General features: G+C 70.8%; 22 protein-coding genes. 14 read left to right on the plus strand and 8 right to left on the minus strand.

The window, feature by feature from the left end:
* Window positions 1-55 precede the first annotated feature (55 nt).
* On the plus strand, window positions 56-922 hold the full coding sequence (locus tag ACWCQ1_RS38560) for a hypothetical protein (RefSeq protein ID WP_358592169.1): 867 nt from the start codon (window positions 56-58) through the stop codon (window positions 920-922).
* A 4-nt stretch (window positions 923-926) separates the two neighbouring features.
* On the opposite strand, the gene ACWCQ1_RS38565 is transcribed toward ACWCQ1_RS38560, so the two are convergent.
* Window positions 927-1,553 (minus strand): zinc-binding dehydrogenase, encoded by a 627-nt coding sequence (locus ACWCQ1_RS38565; protein WP_451028461.1) that lies wholly within the window; start codon window positions 1,551-1,553, stop codon window positions 927-929.
* A complete protein-coding gene (locus tag ACWCQ1_RS38570) occupies window positions 1,519-1,881 on the minus strand; it encodes a hypothetical protein (protein ID WP_451028462.1) in 363 nt (120 codons plus the stop codon). Before ACWCQ1_RS38570 ends, ACWCQ1_RS38565 begins: the two co-directional genes overlap by 35 nt.
* Before the next feature lie 133 nt (window positions 1,882-2,014).
* Between ACWCQ1_RS38570 and ACWCQ1_RS38575 the strand changes: the two genes are divergently transcribed.
* Window positions 2,015-2,620, plus strand: a complete 606-nt coding sequence (locus ACWCQ1_RS38575) for a TetR/AcrR family transcriptional regulator (RefSeq protein WP_358592173.1) — start codon at window positions 2,015-2,017, stop codon at window positions 2,618-2,620.
* A 75-nt stretch (window positions 2,621-2,695) separates the two neighbouring features.
* Window positions 2,696-4,729 (plus strand): HelD family protein, encoded by a 2,034-nt coding sequence (locus ACWCQ1_RS38580; protein WP_451028463.1) that lies wholly within the window; start codon window positions 2,696-2,698, stop codon window positions 4,727-4,729.
* A gap of 33 nt (window positions 4,730-4,762) precedes the next feature.
* On the opposite strand, the gene ACWCQ1_RS38585 is transcribed toward ACWCQ1_RS38580, so the two are convergent.
* The gene (locus ACWCQ1_RS38585) at window positions 4,763-5,575 is read right to left on the minus strand and encodes a nitroreductase/quinone reductase family protein (RefSeq protein ID WP_358592879.1); all 813 of its coding nucleotides are present in this window, start codon (window positions 5,573-5,575) and stop codon (window positions 4,763-4,765) included.
* A 246-nt stretch (window positions 5,576-5,821) separates the two neighbouring features.
* Here ACWCQ1_RS38585 and ACWCQ1_RS38590 point away from each other — a divergent pair, with 246 nt between their 5' ends.
* The 5 genes from ACWCQ1_RS38590 (at window position 5,822) to ACWCQ1_RS38610 (ending at window position 8,951) form a co-directional block, all read left to right on the plus strand.
* Entirely contained in the window at window positions 5,822-6,451 is a 630-nt protein-coding gene (locus ACWCQ1_RS38590) for an RraA family protein (RefSeq protein WP_358592177.1), read from the plus strand.
* 11 nt (window positions 6,452-6,462) lie between these two features.
* Window positions 6,463-6,975: an HAD domain-containing protein gene (locus ACWCQ1_RS38595; RefSeq protein WP_451028464.1), complete on the plus strand. Its 513-nt coding sequence runs from the start codon at window positions 6,463-6,465 to the stop codon at window positions 6,973-6,975.
* A gap of 190 nt (window positions 6,976-7,165) precedes the next feature.
* A complete protein-coding gene (locus ACWCQ1_RS38600) occupies window positions 7,166-7,759 on the plus strand; it encodes a helix-turn-helix domain-containing protein (protein WP_133045716.1) in 594 nt (197 codons plus the stop codon).
* A 59-nt stretch (window positions 7,760-7,818) separates the two neighbouring features.
* A complete protein-coding gene (locus ACWCQ1_RS38605) occupies window positions 7,819-8,481 on the plus strand; it encodes a hypothetical protein (protein ID WP_358592183.1) in 663 nt (220 codons plus the stop codon).
* Window positions 8,482-8,606: 125 nt separating this feature from the next.
* Window positions 8,607-8,951 (plus strand): DUF2516 family protein, encoded by a 345-nt coding sequence (locus ACWCQ1_RS38610; RefSeq protein ID WP_358592881.1) that lies wholly within the window; start codon window positions 8,607-8,609, stop codon window positions 8,949-8,951.
* A 78-nt stretch (window positions 8,952-9,029) separates the two neighbouring features.
* Here the strand turns inward: ACWCQ1_RS38610 and ACWCQ1_RS38615 are convergent, their stop codons facing one another.
* The 3 genes from ACWCQ1_RS38615 to ACWCQ1_RS38625 all read right to left on the minus strand — a co-directional run bounded on the left by ACWCQ1_RS38615 (window position 9,030) and on the right by ACWCQ1_RS38625 (window position 12,549).
* A complete protein-coding gene (locus ACWCQ1_RS38615) occupies window positions 9,030-10,313 on the minus strand; it encodes a PP2C family protein-serine/threonine phosphatase (RefSeq protein ID WP_451028465.1) in 1,284 nt (427 codons plus the stop codon).
* Between the two features lie 250 nt (window positions 10,314-10,563).
* Window positions 10,564-11,610: a C40 family peptidase gene (locus tag ACWCQ1_RS38620; RefSeq protein ID WP_358592186.1), complete on the minus strand. Its 1,047-nt coding sequence runs from the start codon at window positions 11,608-11,610 to the stop codon at window positions 10,564-10,566.
* 144 nt (window positions 11,611-11,754) lie between these two features.
* Window positions 11,755-12,549, minus strand: a complete 795-nt coding sequence (locus ACWCQ1_RS38625; protein WP_451028466.1) for a class I SAM-dependent methyltransferase — start codon at window positions 12,547-12,549, stop codon at window positions 11,755-11,757.
* Window positions 12,550-12,819: 270 nt separating this feature from the next.
* Here ACWCQ1_RS38625 and mshA point away from each other — a divergent pair, with 270 nt between their 5' ends.
* The 3 genes from mshA (at window position 12,820) to ACWCQ1_RS38640 (ending at window position 16,514) form a co-directional block, all read left to right on the plus strand.
* On the plus strand, window positions 12,820-14,157 hold the full coding sequence (gene mshA, locus ACWCQ1_RS38630; protein WP_358592192.1) for a D-inositol-3-phosphate glycosyltransferase: 1,338 nt from the start codon (window positions 12,820-12,822) through the stop codon (window positions 14,155-14,157).
* A complete protein-coding gene (locus ACWCQ1_RS38635; RefSeq protein WP_358592194.1) occupies window positions 14,150-14,695 on the plus strand; it encodes a type III secretion system chaperone family protein in 546 nt (181 codons plus the stop codon). Before mshA ends, ACWCQ1_RS38635 begins: the two co-directional genes overlap by 8 nt.
* 130 nt (window positions 14,696-14,825) lie before the next feature.
* The gene (locus tag ACWCQ1_RS38640) at window positions 14,826-16,514 is read left to right on the plus strand and encodes a glycosyl hydrolase family 28-related protein (protein ID WP_451028467.1); all 1,689 of its coding nucleotides are present in this window, start codon (window positions 14,826-14,828) and stop codon (window positions 16,512-16,514) included.
* Here the strand turns inward: ACWCQ1_RS38640 and ACWCQ1_RS38645 are convergent.
* Entirely contained in the window at window positions 16,493-17,299 is an 807-nt protein-coding gene (locus tag ACWCQ1_RS38645; protein WP_451028468.1) for an AraC family transcriptional regulator, read from the minus strand. The genes ACWCQ1_RS38640 and ACWCQ1_RS38645 overlap by 22 nt on opposite strands.
* 49 nt (window positions 17,300-17,348) lie before the next feature.
* On the opposite strand from ACWCQ1_RS38645, the gene ACWCQ1_RS38650 reads away from it, so the two are divergent.
* Complete coding sequence (locus ACWCQ1_RS38650) at window positions 17,349-17,774, plus strand: DUF2000 family protein (protein ID WP_133045707.1); 426 nt, start codon at window positions 17,349-17,351, stop codon at window positions 17,772-17,774.
* A gap of 322 nt (window positions 17,775-18,096) precedes the next feature.
* Window positions 18,097-18,321 carry a hypothetical protein gene (locus ACWCQ1_RS38655; RefSeq protein ID WP_133045706.1) on the plus strand — a complete coding sequence of 75 codons (225 nt, stop codon included), beginning with the start codon at window positions 18,097-18,099 and terminating at the stop codon, window positions 18,319-18,321.
* A 221-nt stretch (window positions 18,322-18,542) separates the two neighbouring features.
* Here the strand turns inward: ACWCQ1_RS38655 and ACWCQ1_RS38660 are convergent, their stop codons facing one another.
* Complete coding sequence (locus tag ACWCQ1_RS38660) at window positions 18,543-19,817, minus strand: MDR family MFS transporter (RefSeq protein ID WP_451028469.1); 1,275 nt, start codon at window positions 19,815-19,817, stop codon at window positions 18,543-18,545.
* A gap of 153 nt (window positions 19,818-19,970) precedes the next feature.
* Between ACWCQ1_RS38660 and ACWCQ1_RS38665 the strand changes: the two genes are divergently transcribed.
* Complete coding sequence (locus tag ACWCQ1_RS38665) at window positions 19,971-20,732, plus strand: phosphoglyceromutase (protein ID WP_133045704.1); 762 nt, start codon at window positions 19,971-19,973, stop codon at window positions 20,730-20,732.
* Window positions 20,733-20,808 lie beyond the last annotated feature (76 nt).

Raw genomic sequence — 20,808 nt, forward strand, 5'->3', positions numbered from 1 at the left:
GCGACCGGCGGTCCGTACGGGGGAAGGACTGCGCATGTCCGGTCGTGGGAACAGGGTGCCCGACGAGAGGGTCGGAGACATTCTGAGGCGCTTTCAGGCGCGGTACGAACCTGTCGCCACGAGGCTGCTGCTGCTGGGCATCTTCGTCACAGGTCTGACCGCGCAGTTCGTGAAACCGGTGGGTGAAGCCCTGGAGGGCAAGGCCTTCCTCGGCGGCGCCCTGCTCAGCCTTATCGCCTACGTGTTGTACGACACGGTGAAGGACCTCGCCGCCACCCTCCGGACACCGACGCGTGCGCAGGTGAAGTCACGGGAGCTCGGCAGCTTCGTGACCGAGGTGTTCGAAGCGCGGAACGTCGAGATCAGTTTTCTCGGCTACACCGGTGAGACGCTCTACAACGCCCTCTACCACCGCCTGGAGGGCTTCTTCGATGATCCGGGACCGACGCGCACGGTGTCCATCAGGTTCCTGGTTCCGGACTTCCGGCAGCCGATGATCGTCCCGTCCCGGGTGGGTGAGAACGGCGCACCGGAAGACGACGAGGAGTTCCGCAAGCGCCTGGAGGCCAAGTGCCAGGAGTACGACCGGTCGCTGTCGGCGATCGCGCAACGGCTGACCATGCTCGGCCGGGTGAGTGCCGAGTGCGAGTACCGCTTCTACCAGGGCATACCGCGTGACAAGGTGTGCATCTTCAACCGAGAGCTAGTGCTGCACGGCCTTTACGACGTGGCCGCCCGCACTATGGGATTCAGCACGGAGCCCGAGTACTACGACCCGAAGGGCTACCGGACGGATCTGAATGTCTGGTCGCGCAAGGACGATGACGACTCCAAGGTCGCTGTCGCGACCTGGAACAAGCATTTCGATGACCTGTGGCGCTTGGCGAGCGTGCCTCCCTGGCATCGCGGTGCGGCGAGCTGAGCTCTCAGCACTCCAGCAACACCTTGCCCACCATTCCCCGCTGCTCCACCGCCGAATGAGCCTCACGGGCCCGTTCCAACGGGAACTCCTCCCCGATCACCGCCCGCAACCGCCCATTCGCCGCCTCCCCCAACGCGTACCCGGCCAGACGCCCGAGCTCCGCCGGCCCGAACTGCACATCCCCGATCCCGAACAGCCGGATGCCGCGGTTCGCTGCCTCCCGCGTGTCGAGCCTCGCGAAGTCCCCCGAAGGCGCCCCATGCGCCGAGAACCGCCCCCCGTCAGCCGTCAGCGGGAAAGCCGACGCGCCCAGTTCACCCCCCACCCCGTCCAGCACCACGTCGGCCGACCCGCCCAGTGCCTCCCGGGTCGACAACAGCCAGTCCTCGGTCGTGATGTCGAGAGCTGCTGTTGCCCCCAACTCCCGCACAAGTGACGTCTTCTCGGCGCCCCGGGCCAGCCCCACCACCCGCGCACCACGCGCCGCCGCCAACTGCACCAGTAGCGTCCCCATCCCGCCCGACGCCCCCAGGATCAGTACCCGCTCGCCGCGCGTGATCCCCGTCCGTTCGATCAGTCCCGCCCCGGTCACCCCGTCATGCACCAGCGCTGCGGCGGTCAGCAGACCCACACCCTCCGGTACGACCGTCAACGCCGAGACCGCTGCCACAGCCCGTGACGCGTAGCTGCCCCGGACATGGGACATCACCCGCCGTCCCAGCCACTCCGCCGGGGCCTGTCTCCGTGACCGTGCCGGAGACGCCGCCCCCGGGGACGTACGGCGGGGTGACGTCGAAGTACTCGCGGCCCCATCCGGACCGTACCTGCGTCTCGACGAAGAGCGTGTCGGCGTACGCCACGTCGATCACCACCTCGCCCGCCTCCGGTTCCGGGTCCGGCAGTTCCACCGGCATCAGGACCTCGGGACCGCCGAACTCCTTCACCTGTACCGCTCGCATGGCATGCCTCCGGTCGTGCAGTCGTCGTACGGACTCGACTCGCGCAGTCTTCGACCTCAAGCGAGGTTGAGGTCAAGCGGCACTGGTCAGAGCGGCGCGGTCAGATCAGAGCGGCACGGTTAGAGTCGTCGGCATGACCGACATCGGCCTGCGTGAGCGCAAGAAGCAGCGGATGTTCAACGACCTCTCCGAGACGGCCATCCGGCTGTTCCTGGAGAAGGGCTTCGACGCCGTGTCCGTCGCCGAGGTCGCGGCCGCCGCCGAGGTGTCGAAGCCGACGCTGTTCCGGTACTTCCCGACCAAGGAGGACCTGGTTCTGCATCGGATCGCCGATCATGAGCGAGAGGCCGCCCGCGTCGCCGCCCAGGGCCCGACGCCGGTCGCCGCCCTGCGCCGGCACTTCCTCGACGGGCTCGAGCGGTCCGACCCCGTCACCGGGCTCAACGATCACCCGGCCGTCCTCGCCTTCCACTCCCTCCTCTACGGCACCCCCTCCCTCGTCGCCCGCGTCCACACCTACCAGGAGCGGTCCGAGGCCGCGCTCGCCGAGGCGCTCGGGGGAGGGCTGGAGGCTCGGCTCGCCGCGGGGCAGATCATCGCCGTCCAGCGGATCCTCGCGCTGGAGAACTGGCGGCGGATCGCCGCCGGGGAGTCGGTCGAGGAGGTGCGGTCGGATGCCGTACGTGCCGCCGAGCAGGCGTTCGACAGGCTGGCCGCGGGTTTGCCCCAGTTCGCCTGAGCGGAGCGATTCATCCGGCGCGAGATTCGGTAAGAAATTTAACTCGGTTACGTTTTCTGGCGTACCCTCGCCCCCATGACGTCAGCCGACCCCGCCCTGAAAGAGTCCCTCCACCACGAGCGCGCCCACCACGACCGCTGCCGTACCGCCCTCGCCGCCATGGTCGACGGCGCCCAGGAACACGTCGTCACCGGCGAGGACGTCTCCGCCTCCGGTGCCGACGCCGAGGTGCTCGGGTACCGGCTGAGGAGTCAGGCCAAGGCGATGCGCGAGCTGCCCGAAGCGCCCCTGTTCTTCGGGCGGTTGGACTTCTCGGCCGACGCCGGTGACCACTCCGGGCAGAGCTACCGCATCGGGCGGCTGCGGATCACCGAGGCGCCAGCCGCCCCGCCCCTCGTCGTGGACTGGCGTGCGCCCGTCAGCAGGGCCTTCTATCAGGCGAGTGCCCGGGATCCGCAGGGCGTCGCGGTCCGGCGGAGGTTCGGGTGGGCGGCCGGCAGCCGGGGCGACTCCGCCGATCTCACCGGGCTGGAGGACGAGCATCTGGGGAAGGGGGAGTCGCAGGTCAGCGGGATCGTGGCGCATGAGATCGAGCGGCCCCGGGTCGGGCCCATGCGGGACATCGCGGCCACCATCCAGCCCGAGCAGGACGATCTCGTACGGGGCGGGATCGGTCTGTCCGTGTGCGTACAAGGGGCTCCGGGCACCGGCAAGACCGCCGTCGGGCTGCACCGCGCCGCCTATCTCCTCTACACCCACCCGCAGCGCATCCGACGCGGCGGACTCCTCATCCTCGGCCCCAACCGCACCTTCCTGACGTACATCGGCGAAGTGCTGCCCGCCCTGGGCGAGACCGGCGTACGGCAGTCCACCCTTCAGGAGGAGATCGGCCGCCATCCGGTCACCGGGACGGACGGGGAGGGGACCGCCCTCGTCAAACACGACGCGCGCATGGCCGAGGTGCTGCGCCGGGCGCTGTACGCCCACGTGTCGAGCCGGGACGTCGACTCCCTCGCGATCAAGGACGGTTCCTACCAGTGGCGGGTCGGCGCCGGCGAACTCGTCCGGATCGTCGAGGACGTGCTCGCCGAGCAACCGCCGTACGCCGTCGGACGGGAGCGGGTACGGACCCGGGCCGTGCGGGCGCTGCAGCTGCGGGCCGAGCGGCGGGCCGGGCCGCAGACGAACGCCTGGGTGCAGAAGATCTCGCGGGCGCGGGCGGTCGGCGCGTACGTCGACGCGGTGTGGCCGCGGGTACGGCCGGAGGAGGTCGTCAGCCAACTGCTGTCCGACGCCGGTGTGTTGAGGAAGTCAGCCGACGGGCTGCTGGACGACGACGAACAGCGGGCGCTGCTGTGGGCGAAGCCGCCGCGCTCGTGGAAGTCGGCGCGCTGGTCCGCCGCCGATCTCGTCCTCCTCGACGAGGTCGCGGGGCTGATCGAACACCCCGAGGGGTACGGCCATCTCGTCGTCGACGAGGCGCAGGACCTCTCCCCGATGGAGTGCCGGGCGATCGCGCGCCGGGCGCGTTTCGGTTCGCTGACCGTCCTCGGCGATCTGGCGCAGGGCACCACGCCGTGGGCCGCGCGGTCGTGGGGGACCGTCCTGCGTCATCTGGGGAAGCCGGACGCGGCGGTCGTGCCGCTGACGACCGGGTTCCGGGTGCCCGAGGCCGTCGTAGGACTCGCCAACCGGCTGCTGGAGCGGCTCGATGTGGACGTACCGGCCGGGCGGTCCCTGCGCACGGACGGGGAGTTGAGGGTGCGGGAGGCGGCAGGGGATGTGTGCGGGGTCGTCGTGGAGGCGGTGCGTGACGCGCTCGGGCGGGAGGGGTCCGTGGGGGTCGTCGCCGCCGACGCCGACGTGGAGCGGGTGGGGGCGGCGCTCGTCGCGGCCGGGATCGAGGTCGCGGGGGCGGAGCAACTGCGGGCGCGGGTGAGCCTCGTACCGGCCAGTCTGGTCAAGGGACTCGAGTACGACCATGTGGTCGCCGTCGAACCGGCGGCGATCGCGGAGGCGGAGGCGCGCGGGCTGCACCGGCTGTACGTGGTGCTGACCCGGGCGGTGTCGCGGCTGGACGTGGTGCACGGGCGGCCACTGCCCTTCTAGCCGGGTCACGAGGGGGCAGTGGCCGCCCGCCGGTCATGCGGAGGCGTCGAGGAGAGGGATCAACTGCTCTTCCTCGTAGGTGAGATGGGCCTCCAGGTCCAGGGTCAGGCGCTCGACCTCGGTGCGGGCGGCGGCGTCGCCGGCGGGAGCGGTGACGGCTCGGCGGAGTTCGGCGACGAGCGTGGCGATGCGGTCGTGCTCCTCGCGCAGTCGACGCAGCGCCGGGCCGGCCGACGGGTGGCGGTCCTCGACGAACGGGAACAGGGCCAGGTCCTCGCCGGAGTGATGGTGGTGCAGCCCCTGGCAGAACGTGAGGCAGTTGACGCGCAGCTGGGCGCCCAGGGTCGGGCCGCCCGCCGTCATCTCCTGCCTGATCAGGGCCAGTTCGCGGCGGAAGGCGTCGTGCACGACCTTGATCGCCTCGGCGGGGGAGGAGGCGTTGACGTTCGGGGGGCCGCCGTTCGCGATCTGGTGCAGCGCGACCACGGGGATGGTCCGCGTGGTCTTCCTCTGGTACGCCGCCCAGCCGTCGTCGGCCTCCACCGCCCGCGCCCAGGCCCGCTCGCGCTCCTCGCCGGTCAGGACGACGGCCCGCGCCGGGTAGGTGAAAGCGCCGCTCTCCACGGTGACTTGGGGGTCGGCGCGGAGGTTGACGTACCAGTCGGGGTGCTTGTCGGCGCCGCCGGCGGAGGCGATGACCAGGACACGGTCGCCGCCGTCGGGGAGGTAGCCGACGGGAGTGGTGTGCGGGGTGCCGGTGCGGGCGCCGGTGGTGGTGAGCAGGAGCAGCCGGGCCTGCGCGAAGTGACCGGCCAGACGGCCCTTGTTGGCGCGGAACTCATCGATGACCCGTTGGTTGAAGTCGCTGACTCGTTCGTTGGAGTCGTTGACCCGTGGTTTGGAGTCGTTGACCTGTTGGTTGGAATCGTTGGGCACTCTGTCTTCTTTCTCTCTCGTTTCCGGTGGGGGAAGGCGGAGAGAAGAACGGCGGGCTCCTTGCCCGCCCTGGCCTCACTCAGAGGCCGGGCACCCAACTCGCTCACGGCATGAGGCCGACCCGGCAGTCATGGGAAGGGACGGTAGCGTCTGCCCATGACTGACGCCAGCGAATTCCAGTTCCAGGACGTCCCCACCACCACGCTCGCCGACCTCCTCGGCCGTGGACAGGTCATGGACATCGGGATCCGTCCGCTGTGGGGGCCGGTCGGGCGGGTGGCCGGGCCCGCGTTCACCGTGCGGTGCCCTCCCGGGGACAACCTGATGCTGCACGCGGCGATCCACCGAGCCGAGCCCGGATCGGTCGTGGTCGTGGAATCAGGCGACCTGGACTGGGCGCTGGCGGGCGGAAACGTCTGCGCGGTCGCCCAGCGGCGGGGCATCGCCGGGTTCGTGCTCGACGGCCTGATCCGCGACCTCGCGGAGGTCCGTGAGGCGGGGTTCCCGGTGTTCGCGCGGGGTGTCATCCCCATCCCCGGCACGAAGTCCGCGGTGGCGCCGCTGGGGGAGCCGGTGGTGTGCGGAGGGGTGCGGGTGTCGGCCGGGGACGTCGTGGTGGCGGACGAGGAGGGCGTGGTCGCCGTACCCGCCGCACGCCTGGACGAGATCCTCACGGCGGCCCGGGCGAAGCTCGCGAAGGAGGCCGCCGAGTCCCTGGACGAGTGGGAGTCGGCACACCGGTCCCGCATCGACAAGATCCTGGCGGAGCAGGGCTTCGAGGGCTGACACTGGTCGCGATGCTGGTTCCGACGCTCCTCTTCCTCGATGTCGACGGGACACTGATCCCCTTCGGCGCGGCCGACCCGTACCCCTCATACAGGTCCCGTCACACACGCCCGGAGACCGCCGACGCATTCCCCCTGCTGAGCCGCGTGGATCCCGCTCTCGGGGCGCGGCTTACGTCCCTGGGCTGCGAACTCGTCTGGGCGACGACCTGGCTGACCGACGCGAACACCTGCCTCGCACCGTGGCTCGGCCTGCCTCAGCTGCCCCTGGTGGACTGGCCGGACCAGGACGACACGCCGGCGCCGCTGCACTGGAAGACGCGGCCGCTGGTGGCCTGGGCGGCGGGACGTCCGTTCGTGTGGGTCGACGACGAACTCACCGACGCCGACCGGGCGTGGGTGGCCGCACGCCACCCCGCCCCGGCGCTTCTGCATCGGGTCGACCATCGCTACGGCCTCACGGATGAGGACTTCGCAGTGCTGGAGGCATGGCTGGGAGGGAGCCGGGGCGGACTCGGCGGTTGACGGCTCCGGAATCCGGTGCCGCACGAGCGCGCCGGCCGTCGTCCTGCCCGTGCCGTGGGTGCCGAGGGTGCTGCCGTTGATTCATACGATCATGCGGCTCACCCTGGTGGCCGCACCCACCCGAGTGGCGTGGCGCACTATTGCAAGCATGTGCTTGCAATAGTTAGCGACGGTGTTGCACAGTGGAGGCATGGCAACGCTCAACGTCGGCAATCTCGGCGAGTACCTGCGTGAACAGCGGCGCAACGCGCAGCTGTCGCTCAGGCAGCTCGCCGATGCCGCCGGGGTGTCCAATCCGTATCTGAGCCAGATCGAGCGCGGGCTGCGCAAGCCGAGCGCGGAGGTGTTGCAGCAAGTAGCCAAGGCGCTGCGGATCTCCGCCGAGACGCTGTACGTGCGGGCCGGAATCCTCGACGCGGAGCGCGACCGCGACGAGGTGGAGACGCGCGCGGTCATACTCGCCGACCCCACGCTCAACGAGCGGCAGAAGCAGGTCCTGCTGCAGATCTACGAGTCGTTCAGGAAAGAGAACGGCTTCGGGGCCGAGGACGGCGAGGCCGACGCGGTGGCCCAGACGAACGCCGCGGTCGCCGAGGCCGTGGCGTCCGGCGACGGCGCGGTGGACACCGAGGGCGACGACACCGTCGTACGACGCCCCGCCCGCAAGGGCACCGACGCGGCCGAGAACCGCGCGGCCGGTGGACGTGAGTCCGCCGCGCGCCGCACCCGCACAGCCGGCGGCAGCGACGCCGCACCGCACGACCCGCAGCGGCCCGCCAGTTGAGCGAGCCCGCCGCGGCACCCAAAACCCTCAGCTGCACGTGATCCGGGAGGACCATCACCATGGCCATCACCGACGACCTCCGCAAGACCCTCAGCGACCCCACGCCGCTCTACTTCGCGGCCGGCACCGCCGACCTGGCCTTCCAGCAGGCCAAGAAGGTGCCCGGCCTGGTGGAGCAGCTGCGCGCCGAGGCCCCGGCCCGCATCGAGGCCGTCCGCAACACCGACCCGAAGGCCGTCCAGGAGAAGGCCCAGGCCCGTGCCAAGGAGGCGCAGGCCCGCGTCAAGGAGACGCAGGAGTCCTTCCAGGCCAAGGTCACCGAGTTCATCGCCTCCCTCGACGGCGACATCAAGAAGCTCGGTTCCACCATCGACGCCGACCTGAAGAAGTTCGGCGAGTCCGCCCAGGACTTCGCGCTGCGCGGTGTCGGCGTGGCCGCCGAGTACGCCGTCAAGGCCCGCGAGACCTACGAGAAGGTCGCCGAGCACGGCGAGCAGGCCGTGCGGACCTGGCGCGGCGAGGCCGCCGAGGGCATCGAGTCCGTCGCCGAGGACGTCGAGGAACTGGCGATCGCGGTCGAGCCCAAGCCCGAGCCGGCCGCCGTGAAGGAGGAGCCCGCCGCGGCCACGCCCGCTACCGCCGCCAAGAAGACGGCCCCCGCCAAGAAGGCGCCGGTCCGCAAGCCCACCACCGCGAAGAAGACCACCCCGCCCGCCAAGTGACACGAACGGGTGACGAAGAACGGGCCGGGCACTCCTGGAGTGCCCGGCCCGTTCTCTGTGTAGCGGGAACGCCCGAACGGGTACGGTGACCGCGTAAGGACTAGCCGATTCGGGTGGTGGACGTTGTGCTGATGTCGGGCTTCGCAGGGTTCATGTGGCTGCTCTTCCTCGCCATGCTGGTCCTCGCCGTGGTGGCGCTGCTCATGGCGGCCCTTTTCCGCGACGACGCCTACCGCGCCGCCGACAAGCAGAACAAGGGCTTCTGGCTGATCATCCTGGGCATCGCGGTGGCGGTGAACCTGCTGATCCCGATGCTCTTCCTCCAGCTCGCCGGCCTGGTCGCCTCCATCGTCTTCTTCGTGGACGTCCGCCCCGCCCTCAAGCAGGTCTCGGGCGGCGGCTTCGGCCGCAGAAAGGGCGGCGGCAGCAGCAGCGACGGCCCGTACGGCCCCTGGAACGGCGGACGCTGAGAACTCCCCGGACGACGAGCATGCCCCTCGGGGTCAGGACAAGGGTCACGACGCCCCTCAGGGGCCCGGCGACCGCGCTCAGCCCTCCCGGTCCAGCAGCAGCACCGCGACGTCGTCCGTCAACTCGCCCCCGTTGAGCTCGCGCACCTCGTTCACCGCGACCCGCAGCAGCTCCTCGCCGCCCAGCCCCTCGGCGAGCAGCCGGCGCACGATCTCCACCATCCCGTCCTGCCCGAGCCGTTCCCGCCCCTGACCGACATGGCCCTCGATGAGCCCGTCGGTGTAGAGCATCAGACTCCACTCCGGTCCCAGCTCCACCTGCATCCGCGGCCACCGGGCCCCGGGCAGCAGGCCGAGAGCCGGCCCGTTGTTGTCGTACGGCAGCAGCTTCGGGGCCCGTCCCGGCCGGGCGACCAACGGCGAGGGATGCCCGGCGAGACACAGCCCGGCCCTCCGCCCGTCCGGTGCGATGTCCACCGTGCACAGGGTCGCGAAGATCTCGTCGTCGGACCGCTCGTGCTCGAGGACCTGCTGGAGTGTGGTCAGCAACTGATCCCCGCACAGCCCCGCGAGCGTCAGCGCCCGCCAGGCGATCCGCAGCTCCACCCCGAGCGCGGCCTCGTCGGGGCCGTGCCCGCAGACGTCACCGATCATGGCGTGCACGGTCCCGTCCGGAGTCCGTACGACGTCGTAGAAGTCCCCGCCGAGCAGCGCACGCGAGCGGCCGGGCCGGTAGCGCGCGGCGAACCGCAGCGATGATCCGTCCAGCAGCGGCGTCGGCAACAGCCCGCGCTCAAGACGCCGGTTCTCCTGCGCCCGTACCCGACCCTCGGCCAGCCGTCGCTCGGCCGTGTCGGAACGTTTCCGCTCCACGGCGTACCGCACCGCCCGGCTCAGCAGCCGCCCGTCCAGCTCGTCCCGGAAGAGATAGTCCTGGGCGCCCACCCGCACGGCCTCGGCGCCGCGCTCGGCGTCACCGGAGGGGGCCAGGGCGAGCACGGCGTGCCGGGGGGCGAGCCGCAGCACGTGCTTGAGCACGGCGAGCTCGTCCTCGTCGTCGCCACGCCCCGGCAGGGCGAGGTCCAGCAGGATGCAGTGGACGTCGTCGGTCAGCAGCCGCTCCGCCTCGGTGAGGTTGCGGGCGTGCCGGACGCGGATCGGCTTGTCGGCCGGGTCCTGCGGTTCGGGCAGGACCGCGGAGCCGCCGGGATCGTTCTCGATCAGCAGCAGCGTGAGGTGGGTGGTGGCGTTGTTGTCGACCGTGGCTTCCTTGTACGGGGACCGGCGCGTGGAGGGACCGCCGTGAGCCTGACCGCTCTCCGCGGCCGGGATCGCTCGCTGCCGCGGTATGGGTACGGGCATCGTCCTGACTTCCTTCCCTCCCCCCGAGGGCGCGGTGGGGCGAGGGGCCTCGATCCACCGACGGGGACCATAGCGGTAGTCGGCGGCTGAGCGGAATGGTGTGAGCCACGTCGCCGTACACCGGCCACCGTCATATGCCGCGTTCCGTACCGCAGTTGGACAGCACACCCCACCAGGGGGAATGACGAAGGTCACGTCCACCCGACGTTTGAACTCAACGCTGCGTGCCCTGCGTCACGTGACCGCGGTCTCAGGCGTCCGGCCGCACCACGCCCAGGATTGGCATGGACCCGGCCCCCGCGATCGTCACCGTCCGCCCCGGCCGCGGCGCGTGCACGATGGCGCCGTCACCGATGTACAGGGCGACATGGCTGGCGTCGTCGAAGTAGATGATGAGATCCCCAGGGCGCATGTCCTTGATGTCCACGTGCTTGAGCTGCTTCCACTGCTCCTGCGAGGTACGCGGAATGGGATGCCCGGCATCCAGCCAGGCCTGCGAGGTGAGCCCCGAGCAGTCGTACGACTTGGGCCCCTCGGCACCCCATTCATAGGGCTTCCCGATCTGCTGGGTGGCGAAGGCGACGGCCTTCTTCCCCGCCTCGGAAGCGGACCCCTTGATCTCGTCCATCACCCCGGTGCCGAGCCAGGCGCTCTGCGCCTTGTAAGCGGCTTCCCGCTCCAACTCGGCGAGCCGCTCCTTCTCCTTCTCCTCCAGCCGGGACTCGAGCTTCTCGGCGGCCGCGATCTGCGTCTTGATCTCCTTGCGGGCGGACTCCTTCGCCTTCCGATCGGCCTCCAGCTTCTGCCACTGCGCGGAGGCGTCCGTCGCGTACTGCTGCAAGTCCTCCTGTGTACGGGTCAGTTCCCCGATGAGCCCCTTGGCCGCCCGTTCGCCCTGCAGCACCCGCCCGGCCCCGTCCAGGAACTGCTGCGGATTGTCGCTGAGCAGCAACTGCGCCTCATCGGGCAGCCCCCCGCTCCGGTACTGCGCGGCAGCCGCGGCCCCCGCCCGCTTCTTCAACTCGTCGAGCTTCTTCTGCCCTTCGACGATCTTCTTCGCCAGATCGACGATCGCGGCGGACTGCTTCCGTGCCCGCTCCTCGGCGGCGTTGTAGGAGTCCGTGGCGACGGCGGCGTCGTGGTACAGCCCATCGAGCTTCTCCCGGACGGCCTCAAGGTTCTTGGCAGAGGCCGAAGGAGTCGGCTCCGGACTCGCGAACGCCACCCCGGGGACGGCCAGTACGGCAACCACACACGCCACGGCGGTGGCCAGCAACCGACGCTTGGCCGCACCCATACCGCTCCCCCAACCTGATTTACCGTCAGTAACATACAAACCCGAGGGATCGTGCCACGATCAACCGCAATAAGACAGCCCCGGACCCCTGACGATCTCCCCGCCCCCTGTGACGAACCATCCACCCAGATCGTTCCCCCCAGGTCAGCGGCCCGGCGCCAACGCCTCCCAGGCCACCGTCACTTCACCCTGCCGCCACCGCCCGACCCCGCCCACGAGCGGCCAATCGGCGGCCAGATACCGCACCGCCTGGATCCACCGCTGCCGAGCGCCGTAAGAAGCCAGAGGAGCAGCGGTCGCCCAGGCCTGATCGAAGTCCCGCAAAAAGGCATAAACAGCCTGCCCCGGCACATTGCGGTGGATGAGCACCTTCGGCAACCGCGCAGCAAGCTCGGACGGACGCTCCAACGACCCCAGATGAGCCGCGAAGGTGACGGTCCGCGGCCCCTCCACCCCCAGAGCGACCCACACATGCCGCCGCCCGACCTCGTCACAGGTCCCCTCGACGAGCAGCCCACCGGGAGCAAGCCGCCCACACAACCGCCCCCAGACGCCGGCCACCTCGCCCTCGTCGTACTGCCGCAGCACGTTGGCCGCACGAATCAGCGACACCCGACCACTCACCGGGATCTCGAAGCCGCCATGCACAAACACGAGCCCGTCCCGCTCATACCGCTTGGCACCAGCGACCCGAGCGGGCTCGATCTCGACCCCCACCACCCGCACGCCCGGCGCCACGGCCCGCAGCCGCTCCAGCAACTCCACAGCGGTCCAGGGCGAGGCCCCGTACCCGAGATCAATCGCAACCGGATCACCCACCCGCCGCAGCTCCCCACCCTGCGCATGGGCGATCCACCGATCCATCCGCCGCAGCCGATTCGGATTCGTCGTCCCGCGAGTGACGCTGCCCACAGGACGGGACACGGCGCGGCTGCTCATACCGAGAGGGTATGCGCCCGCACCGGCGCAACGGCGAGCAGTGCGCAACGCAAGCCCCCACACAACCCACACAACCCGCGCAGGCCGCCGCAGGCATCACCGCCCAGACCCCACACGCACCGAACGCCCGAACGGTTGAGCGACCATCGGTAATGTCCAGGCAAAATTCGCCACCCCAGGAATGGGAACCCGCCCCTCCGCTGTTGCACCCCCGTGGAGGGAACCGCACACCCTCCACCCCGGCATGCCCGCTGCAAGGAGGACCGCCAAGTGAGCCAGTACGTCAGCAGGCTCGGGCGACGCTCCCCGGCCCCGCCCACCCGCCTGAGGCTCCACCGCCGCCCCCGCCGCGTGGCCATGCTCTCGGTCCACACCTCCCCGCTCCACCAGCCCGGCACCGGCGACGCGGGCGGCATGAACGTCTACATCGTCGAACTCGCCCAGCGCCTCGCGGCCATCAACATCGAGGTGGAGATCTTCACCCGAGCGACCGCCGCCGCACTCCCGCCGACCGTCGAGCTGGCCCCCGGCGTCCTGGTCCGCCACGTCGACGCGGGCCCCTACGAGGGCCTGGCCAAGGAGGACCTCCCCGCCCAGCTCTGCGCCTTCACGCACGGCGTGATGCAGGCATGGGCCGGCCACCGCCCCGGCCACTACGACCTCGTCCACTCCCACTACTGGCTCTCCGGCCACGTCGGCTGGCTCGCGGCCCAGCGCTGGGGCGTCCCCCTCGTGCACGCCATGCACACCATGGCCAAGGTCAAGAACGCCAACCTCGCCGACGGAGACACCCCCGAACCCGCGGCCAGGGTCATCGGCGAGACCCAGATCGTGGACGCCGCCGACCGCCTGATCGCGAACACCGCCGAAGAGGCGACCGAGCTGATCCACCACTACAGCGCCGATCCCGCCAAGGTCGCGGTGGTCCACCCCGGCGTCAACCTCGACCGCTTCCGCCCGGCGGACGGCCGAGCTGCGGCAAGGGCCCGCCTCGGCCTTCCCCAGGACGCCCTGATCCCGCTCTTCGCCGGCCGCATCCAGCCCCTCAAGGCGCCGGACATCCTCCTCCGCGCGGTGGCCACGCTCCTCGACGAGCGCCCCGACCTCCGCTCCCGCATCGTCGTCCCCGTCGTCGGCGGCCCCAGCGGCAGCGGCCTCGCCAAGCCGGAGGGCCTGCAGAAGCTCGCCGCCCGCCTGGGCATCGCGGACGTCGTACGGTTCCGCCCGCCGGTGGGCCAGGAGCAGCTGGCGGACTGGTTCCGGGCCGCGTCCGTGCTCGTCATGCCGTCGTACAGCGAGTCCTTCGGCCTGGTGGCCATAGAGGCACAGGCGGCCGGCACCCCGGTGCTCGCGGCAGCGGTGGGCGGACTCCCGGTGGCCGTCCGGAACGAGGAGACCGGTTTCCTCGTACGAGGCCACAACCCCGCCGACTACGCGCGCGTGCTCCGCGCCTTCGCCGACGACGCCACGCTCACCCCCCGCCTGGGCGCGGCGGCGGCCGACCACGCCCAGTGCTTCGGCTGGGACACCGCGGCCGCCGCGACGGCGGACGTGTACACGGCCGCGATGCAGACGCACCGCCGTCGCGTACGCTCGCAACATGGCTGACGAGGCGAAAGCGGACGAGGCAAAGACGGACGAAGCGAAGACGCCCCAGGCCAAGGCGGCGCAGATCGTCGAGGAGGCCCTGAAGGACGCCGAGGTCGAGTGGGAGAGCCCCGCCCCCGGCACCTACGTGGCCCAACTCCCCGGCACCCGCAAGCTGAAGACGACGGTGTCGCTCCTCGTCGGCCGTCACTCCCTCTCCGTCAACGCTTTCGTCATCCGCCATCCCGACGAGAACGAGCCCGGAGTCCACCGCTGGCTCCTGGAACGCAACCTCAAGCTGTACGGCGTGAGTTACGCGGTGGACCACCTCGGCGACATCTACGTCACCGCGAAACTCCCCCTCTCCGCGGTCACGCCGGAGGAGATCGACCGTCTGCTCGGCCAGGTCCTGGAGGCGGCGGACGGCAGCTTCAACACCCTCCTGGAGCTCGGTTTCGCCTCGGCGATCCGCAAGGAGTACGCCTGGCGGGTGTCCCGGGGCGAATCGACGCGCAACCTCGACGCGTTCACGCACCTGACCCAGCGCCCCGCTGACTGAATTTCAGGTCCGTACCTAATAACCCTCGCACGCCCCTTCCGGGCCTGCAGGGTGCCGTGGCATGCTCACGCGTGACGCAGATCTGAACGTCGTTCACATCCATGAAGAGCCGCATGGAAGGACGTACGGAATGAGCACCGCGCACCACGGCATGACCAGACGGAGTCTCCTAGCCGGAACCACGGCGGTGGCGGCCGCGGCGATCACCGCGACACCGGCGCTCGCGGCGGCCCGGCCGACCGTCGGCCATGTTCCCGGCGAAGTCCCCACCCTCTGGCGGGAGTTCGTCCGCACCCCTTTCACCCACCCGCAGATCCCGTACATCGGAAGGGCCGGATACCGAGGCGGGGCGGCGCACTTCCCGCACCGCCCCGCCGTCCTCGACGTCCGCCGCTACGGCGCCGTGGCGGACGGAACGACCGACTGCGCCCCCGCGATCAACCGTGCCATCGCCGCCGCCGGACGGGCCGGCGGTGGCACGGTCTCCATCCCGCCCGGCACCTTCCGCATCGACGGCCTGATCCAGATCGGCCACGACAACGTCGTGCTGCGCGGCGCCGGAAGCGACCGCACCACGCTCTACGCCACCAAGAACCTCACCGAACTGATCGGCGTGTACGGCTCCCGCTACGGCGGCACCAAGTCGGCCTGGTCCTGGGCGGGCGGCCTCATCTGGCTGGCCCCGAAGGCCCGTTGGGACTCCCTGGTGGCCGCGATCAAGGCCCAGGCCTGGCCCTTCGAGGGCTGGACCGGCAACAAACGGGACGAGTGGCGGCCCCTGACCCCCGTCGAACCCGCCCGCCAGGGCGACTGGACGGTCACCGTCGCCGACCCCTCGCACCTCCGCCCCGGCGCCCTGGTCCTCCTGCGCATCTCCGACGACGCCACCCACACCCTGCTCCAGCACATGTCGGGCGGCGGCCCCGGTCCGGCGGCGTACTACTGGGAGGACAAGACCAAGCTCCTGTCGTACGTCCCCTACGAATGGCCGGTCCGCATCGCCCGCGTCCGAGGCCGCAGAGTCACCCTCGAACGCCCCCTGCCGCTGGACCTGCGCCCCGAATGGAACGCCGAGTTCACCACACACGTCCGGGAGTTGACCGGCTCCGGCGTCGAGGGCCTGACCCTGGAGGTGATGGAGACACCCCAGTCCCCGCACCTCCTCGACAAGGGCTACAACGGGGTCGTCCTGCAGTGTGCGTACGACTGCTGGGTGGAAGACGTGACCGTCCGCAACGTCGACAACGGCTTCGGCCTGGTCGCCGCCTCCTCCTGCACCCTGCGCCGCACGCGCGTGGGCGGCCGGGGCGAACACCACCCGTACTTCTGCCGTGAGGGTTCGCACGACAACCTGATCGAGGACTTCACCATCGAGCAGCGCACGGTCCCGGCCCGGGCCGACACCCAACTGCACGGCATCAACGTCGAGGGCCTGTCCTCGTACAACGTGTGGTCGCGCGGGGACATGCAGATGGGCACCTTCGACTCCCACCGCGGCCTGCCGTTCGCCAACGTCCGCACCGACATCACCGTCAACAACAACGGCCGCCACGGCGGCGACGCGAACGCGGGACCGCTCTTCGGCGCCCGGTTCACCCACTGGAACGTCCGGGTCACCAATGGCCGCGCGGGTCTGATGAAGCTCGACGGCCTGGCACCGTACTCCGCGACGGTCGGCCTCAACACCGTCACCGAGTCCGACCAGATCGACGTACCGGACTTCACCGGGGACCTGCACTCCCGGCTGGAGCTCTACGGCACCACGGACGTCGTACGACCGCGCAACCTGCACGAGGCTCAGCGCGCGGCGATCCGGTAGCGCCCCGGCGTCACCCCCACCAACTTCCCGAAGTGGCGCGTCAGATGGGACTGGTCGAAGAAGCCCGTCGCCGACGCCACCTCGCCCGGCGCCCGCCCGTCCAGCAGGAGGCGGCGGGCCCGGTCGACGCGGCGGGAGGTGAGGTACTGGTGCGGGGCGATGCCGTAGGCGGTGCTGAACGCCCGTACCAGATGGGCGGGATGGGCGTGCAGGAGCTCCGCGGCGGCGTCGAGACCGAGCCCGTCGACGACGTGCTCGTCGAGGAGCTCGCGCAGCCGGCGCGCGAGGACGGGGTCGGGACGCGAGGGCCGCGTCTCCTGCCCCGGCCGCAGCAGGTCCCGCAGTCGGTCGCCGATCAGCGTCAGCCGGCTCTCGGCCTCCAGCTCCTCGCCCGGCCGCCCGAGCGCGGTGTGCAGCTGCCCGACCCGCCGGCGCAGCACCGGATCGCGCAGGTCGGGACCGTCGACGGCGGCCCCGATGAGGTCGTCGCCGAGCCGGGTGCCGTCGAGGTAGACGACCCGCTTGCGGAAGCCGTGCGGGGTGGCCGGCGAGCCGTTGTGCGGGACGTGCGGCGGCAGCAGGGTGACCGTGTCGTGCGGGGTGCCGTGCTCGTGCCGGTCGAGGTCGTACCGTACGGCCCCGTCGTCCACGATGAGCAGCGTCCACGCCTCATGGACGTGCATGGGGTAGGCGTACTCGGTGAAGTGCGCGTGGAAGACCTCCACCACGCCCCGCACCCGGGGGCGCCAGGCGGAGACCTCCGGTCGGGAGCGCTGAGTGGCCATGCAAAAAACGTACAAGACGGGGCCGTGAGCCGACCGGCAGTCTCGGAGCATGAGCGACACACCCATCCGGTTCGACACCAAGATCGCCGTCCTGCTGCGCGAGGACCTGGAGACCTGGCAGCGCCTGAACGTCACCGCGTTCCTGGTCAGCGGCCTCGGCAGCACGGTCCCCGAGGTGATCGGCGAACCGTACGAGGACGCGGACGACGTGCAGTACCTGCCGATGTTCCGCCAGCCGGTCCTGGTCTTCGAGGGCACGAAGGAGACCCTGACGGCGGCCCACGCGCGCGCCCTGTCCCGGGCGCTCCCGCGGGCGCTGTTCACCTCCGACCTCTTCGCGACCGGCCACGACGGGGACAACCGGGCGGCCGTACGGGCCGTCGGTACGGCGGAGCTGGATCTGGTCGGGCTCGCGGTGTACGGGCCGAAGAACGCGGTGGACAAGGTGCTCAAGGGGGCGCGGATGCATCCGTGAGGGAAGAGGGACCAAATCTGCACAGGGCATGCGCAATCACTGCGGGGTACGGGCGCGTTGGTGCGAGTTGTCCCGTCGGGCGCGGCCGTGACGCCGCCCCGGCCATCCCCTGTGCCGCCCTCCACGTGGAGAACCCGGCCCCAATTCGTGTACATCCCCTCACGGTTCGGTCGCCGGCCGGTCCAACTGCCGCGCTCCGCAGGTCGGTCGACTGGATGCCGGGCACGCACCGTGATTTGATCCTGCGCACCGCGGCCCGTCGTCTGTCCCCCTCAGCCGGGCCGCTTCCCCCTGGTACATCCATGCGAAGGGCAGTCCCCTCATGAACTCCGCTCCCCAGGTCCAGACCCTCGAGATCTCCGACGCCGAGCTCGACGCCGTCTCCGGAGGCCTGAGCCCGCAGATCGGCGTCGCCGCCGGCTCCACCAGCCTGAGCAGCGCGGGCATCCTGGCCGAGGTGGACTCGGTCAAGGCGACGGCCCTGGGCACCGTCGACGGCGCCCTCGGCGCGCTGCCCCACCAGGTCGGCGTGAACGTCAGCTTCTGACGGCCGCACACGACACGAGCCCCTTGCCGCAGGAGAAGTGCGGGCAGGGGGCTCGCTCGCGTGTGGTCACCGGGGGTCGGGGGGCCGAGGGCGCGGGTGTCCGCCGGGGCTGGGGGACTGAGGGCGCGTGTGTCCACCGGCGGCCGGGGGACCGAGGCGTGTGCGTCCACCGGGAGTCGGGCGACCGAGGGCGCATGTCTCCACCGGGGGACGAGGGGAGGTCAGCGGACGGTCGCCTCCGCCGCGGCCGACACGGAAGTCTCCCTCACCGCCCGCTCCTCCTCGCCATCCGCCTCCTCCGGCATCCGCCGCATGAGCACGCCGTACCCGACCCCCGCCGCCGTCCCGACGGCCGCGCACAGCCCCCACAGCCATTCAGCTCCGAACCGGTCGATGACCAGGCCGGACATCAGCGGGGCGACGAGCGCGGCGAGCGACCAGGACAGGGTGTAGACGCCCTGGTAGCGGCCGCGCCCGTGCACCGGAGAGAGCCGTACGACGATCCCCGTCTGCGTCGGCGCGTTGATCATCTCGCCCAGGGTCCACACGCACACGGTCAGCGCGAAGACGCCGACCGACCCGGCGAAGGCGGTGAGCCCGAAGCCGTACCCGGCGAGGACCGACGAGACGACGAGCAGCCGGCGCGGGTCCCGGTCCTGGATGAACCGGGTGACCGGGATCTGCAGCGCGACGATCAGGATGCCGTTGACGGCGATCGCGAGGCCGTAGTCGGCGGGGGTGAACCCGGCCTCGCCCATGGCGACCGGCAGTCCGACCGAGCCCTGCTGGAAGACGAGGGCGACGAGGAAGGACAGCCCGACGACCCCCATGTACCGACCGTCGCGCAGCACGGTCCCGAGGCCGATCCTCTCCTCGGCCGCCTTCTGGGGCGCCGTCCGCTCGGGCCGTGACTCGGGCAGCTTCAGGAACACGACCACCGCGCACAGGGCCGTCATCCCGGCCTCGATCAGGAACCCGGCGAGGTAGCTGAACTCGGCGATGAACCCGGCGGCCATGGAGGAGACGGCGAAGCCGAGGTTGATGGCCCAGTAGTTCAGCGAGAAGGCCCGCACCCGGTCCTCGGACCGCACGATGTCGGCCATCATCGCCTGCACGGCGGGCCGGGAGGCGTTGGAGGCCATGCCGACGAGGAAGGCGACGGCGGCGATGGCGACCGGGTCGTGCACGAAGCCGAGCAGCGCGACGGAGGCGGCGGTGGCGGACTGGGCGACGAGCAGGGTGGGCCGCCGCCCGAGCCGGTCGGCCATCACTCCGCCGCCCAGCGAGGAGACGACCCCGCCGAGCCCGTGCAGCGAGGCGACCAGTCCGGCGTAGGAGGCGGAGTACCCGCGGTCGAGCGTCAGGTACAGCGCCATGAAGGTGGCGACGAAGGCGCCGAGCCGGTTGACGAGGGTGCTGGTCCACAGCCACCAGAACTCGCGGGGGAGTCCCGAGACGGTCTCACGGGCGGCACGTCTCAGACTGGCGACGGGCATGGCGGATCCCCCCACGGATGTAAGTGCCTCTGGCGGTAACGACAACTTACGAACACCGGGCGGACGCGGGCCACTCATTTAACAGATGCAGTCAACTGTCCGGCCTTCGGGCAGCCACACGGCGGGACGAACCCGTGGATTACGCTCTGACCCATGGCCGACGCACCGTACAAGCTGATCCTCCTCCGCCACGGCGAGAGCGAGTGGAACGCGAAGAACCTGTTCACCGGCTGGGTGGACGTCAACCTCAATGAGAAGGGCGAGAAGGAGGCAGTCCGCGGTGGCGAGCTTCTGAAGGACGCCGACCTTCTCCCCGACGTGGTGCACACGTCCCTCCAGAAGCGGGCGATCCGCACGGCACAGCTGGCCCTCGAGGCCGCCGACCGCCACTGGATCCCGGTCCACCGCAGCTGGCGCCTGAACGAGCGCCACTACGGCGCCCTCCAGGGCAAGGACAAGGCGCAGACCCTCGCCGAGTTCGGCGAGGAGCAGTTCATGCTGTGGCGCCGCTCCTACGACACCCCGCCGCCGCCGCTCGAGGACGGCGCGGAGTTCTCCCAGTCCGCCGACCCCCGTTACGCGACGATCCCGCCGGAGCTCCGCCCCCGCACGGAGTGCCTGAAGGACGTCGTCATCCGCATGCTCCCGTACTGGTACGACGGCATCGTCCCCGACCTCCTCGCCGGCCGCACGGTCCTGGTCGCCGCCCACGGCAACAGCCTCCGCGCTCTGGTCAAGCACCTGGACGGCATCTCGGACGCGGACATCGCCGGCCTGAACATCCCGACGGGCATCCCCCTCTCCTACGAACTCGACACCGACTTCAAGCCCCTGACCCCGGGCGGCACGTACCTCGACCCGGAGGCAGCGGCGGCAGCCATCGAGGCGGTCAAGAACCAGGGCAAGAAGAAGTAGGTTTCATGATCATGCCTCCCACCTGCGCGTACGGCGCGGGAGGGAGGCATTTTCATGCGCCGGAACCTCCCTGGAA

It is taken from the genome of Streptomyces sp. NPDC002144 (assembly GCF_053593695.1).

Coding starts and splice junctions, on each gene's coding strand:
- ACWCQ1_RS38600 (WP_133045716.1), top strand. CDS start 7,166: ATGGCAACGCTCAACGTCGGCAATCTCGGCGAGTACCTGCGTGAACAG.
- ACWCQ1_RS38615 (WP_451028465.1), bottom strand. CDS start 10,313: ATGCCCGTACCCATACCGCGGCAGCGAGCGATCCCGGCCGCGGAGAGC.
- ACWCQ1_RS38665 (WP_133045704.1), top strand. CDS start 19,971: ATGGCCGACGCACCGTACAAGCTGATCCTCCTCCGCCACGGCGAGAGC.
- ACWCQ1_RS38625 (WP_451028466.1), bottom strand. CDS start 12,549: ATGAGCAGCCGCGCCGTGTCCCGTCCTGTGGGCAGCGTCACTCGCGGG.
- ACWCQ1_RS38650 (WP_133045707.1), top strand. CDS start 17,349: ATGAGCGACACACCCATCCGGTTCGACACCAAGATCGCCGTCCTGCTG.
- ACWCQ1_RS38640 (WP_451028467.1), top strand. CDS start 14,826: ATGAGCACCGCGCACCACGGCATGACCAGACGGAGTCTCCTAGCCGGA.
- ACWCQ1_RS38620 (WP_358592186.1), bottom strand. CDS start 11,610: ATGGGTGCGGCCAAGCGTCGGTTGCTGGCCACCGCCGTGGCGTGTGTG.
- ACWCQ1_RS38590 (WP_358592177.1), top strand. CDS start 5,822: ATGACTGACGCCAGCGAATTCCAGTTCCAGGACGTCCCCACCACCACG.
- ACWCQ1_RS38580 (WP_451028463.1), top strand. CDS start 2,696: ATGACGTCAGCCGACCCCGCCCTGAAAGAGTCCCTCCACCACGAGCGC.
- ACWCQ1_RS38655 (WP_133045706.1), top strand. CDS start 18,097: ATGAACTCCGCTCCCCAGGTCCAGACCCTCGAGATCTCCGACGCCGAG.
- ACWCQ1_RS38575 (WP_358592173.1), top strand. CDS start 2,015: ATGACCGACATCGGCCTGCGTGAGCGCAAGAAGCAGCGGATGTTCAAC.
- ACWCQ1_RS38595 (WP_451028464.1), top strand. CDS start 6,463: ATGCTGGTTCCGACGCTCCTCTTCCTCGATGTCGACGGGACACTGATC.
- ACWCQ1_RS38635 (WP_358592194.1), top strand. CDS start 14,150: ATGGCTGACGAGGCGAAAGCGGACGAGGCAAAGACGGACGAAGCGAAG.
- ACWCQ1_RS38645 (WP_451028468.1), bottom strand. CDS start 17,299: ATGGCCACTCAGCGCTCCCGACCGGAGGTCTCCGCCTGGCGCCCCCGG.
- ACWCQ1_RS38570 (WP_451028462.1), bottom strand. CDS start 1,881: ATGCGAGCGGTACAGGTGAAGGAGTTCGGCGGTCCCGAGGTCCTGATG.
- ACWCQ1_RS38660 (WP_451028469.1), bottom strand. CDS start 19,817: ATGCCCGTCGCCAGTCTGAGACGTGCCGCCCGTGAGACCGTCTCGGGA.
- ACWCQ1_RS38605 (WP_358592183.1), top strand. CDS start 7,819: ATGGCCATCACCGACGACCTCCGCAAGACCCTCAGCGACCCCACGCCG.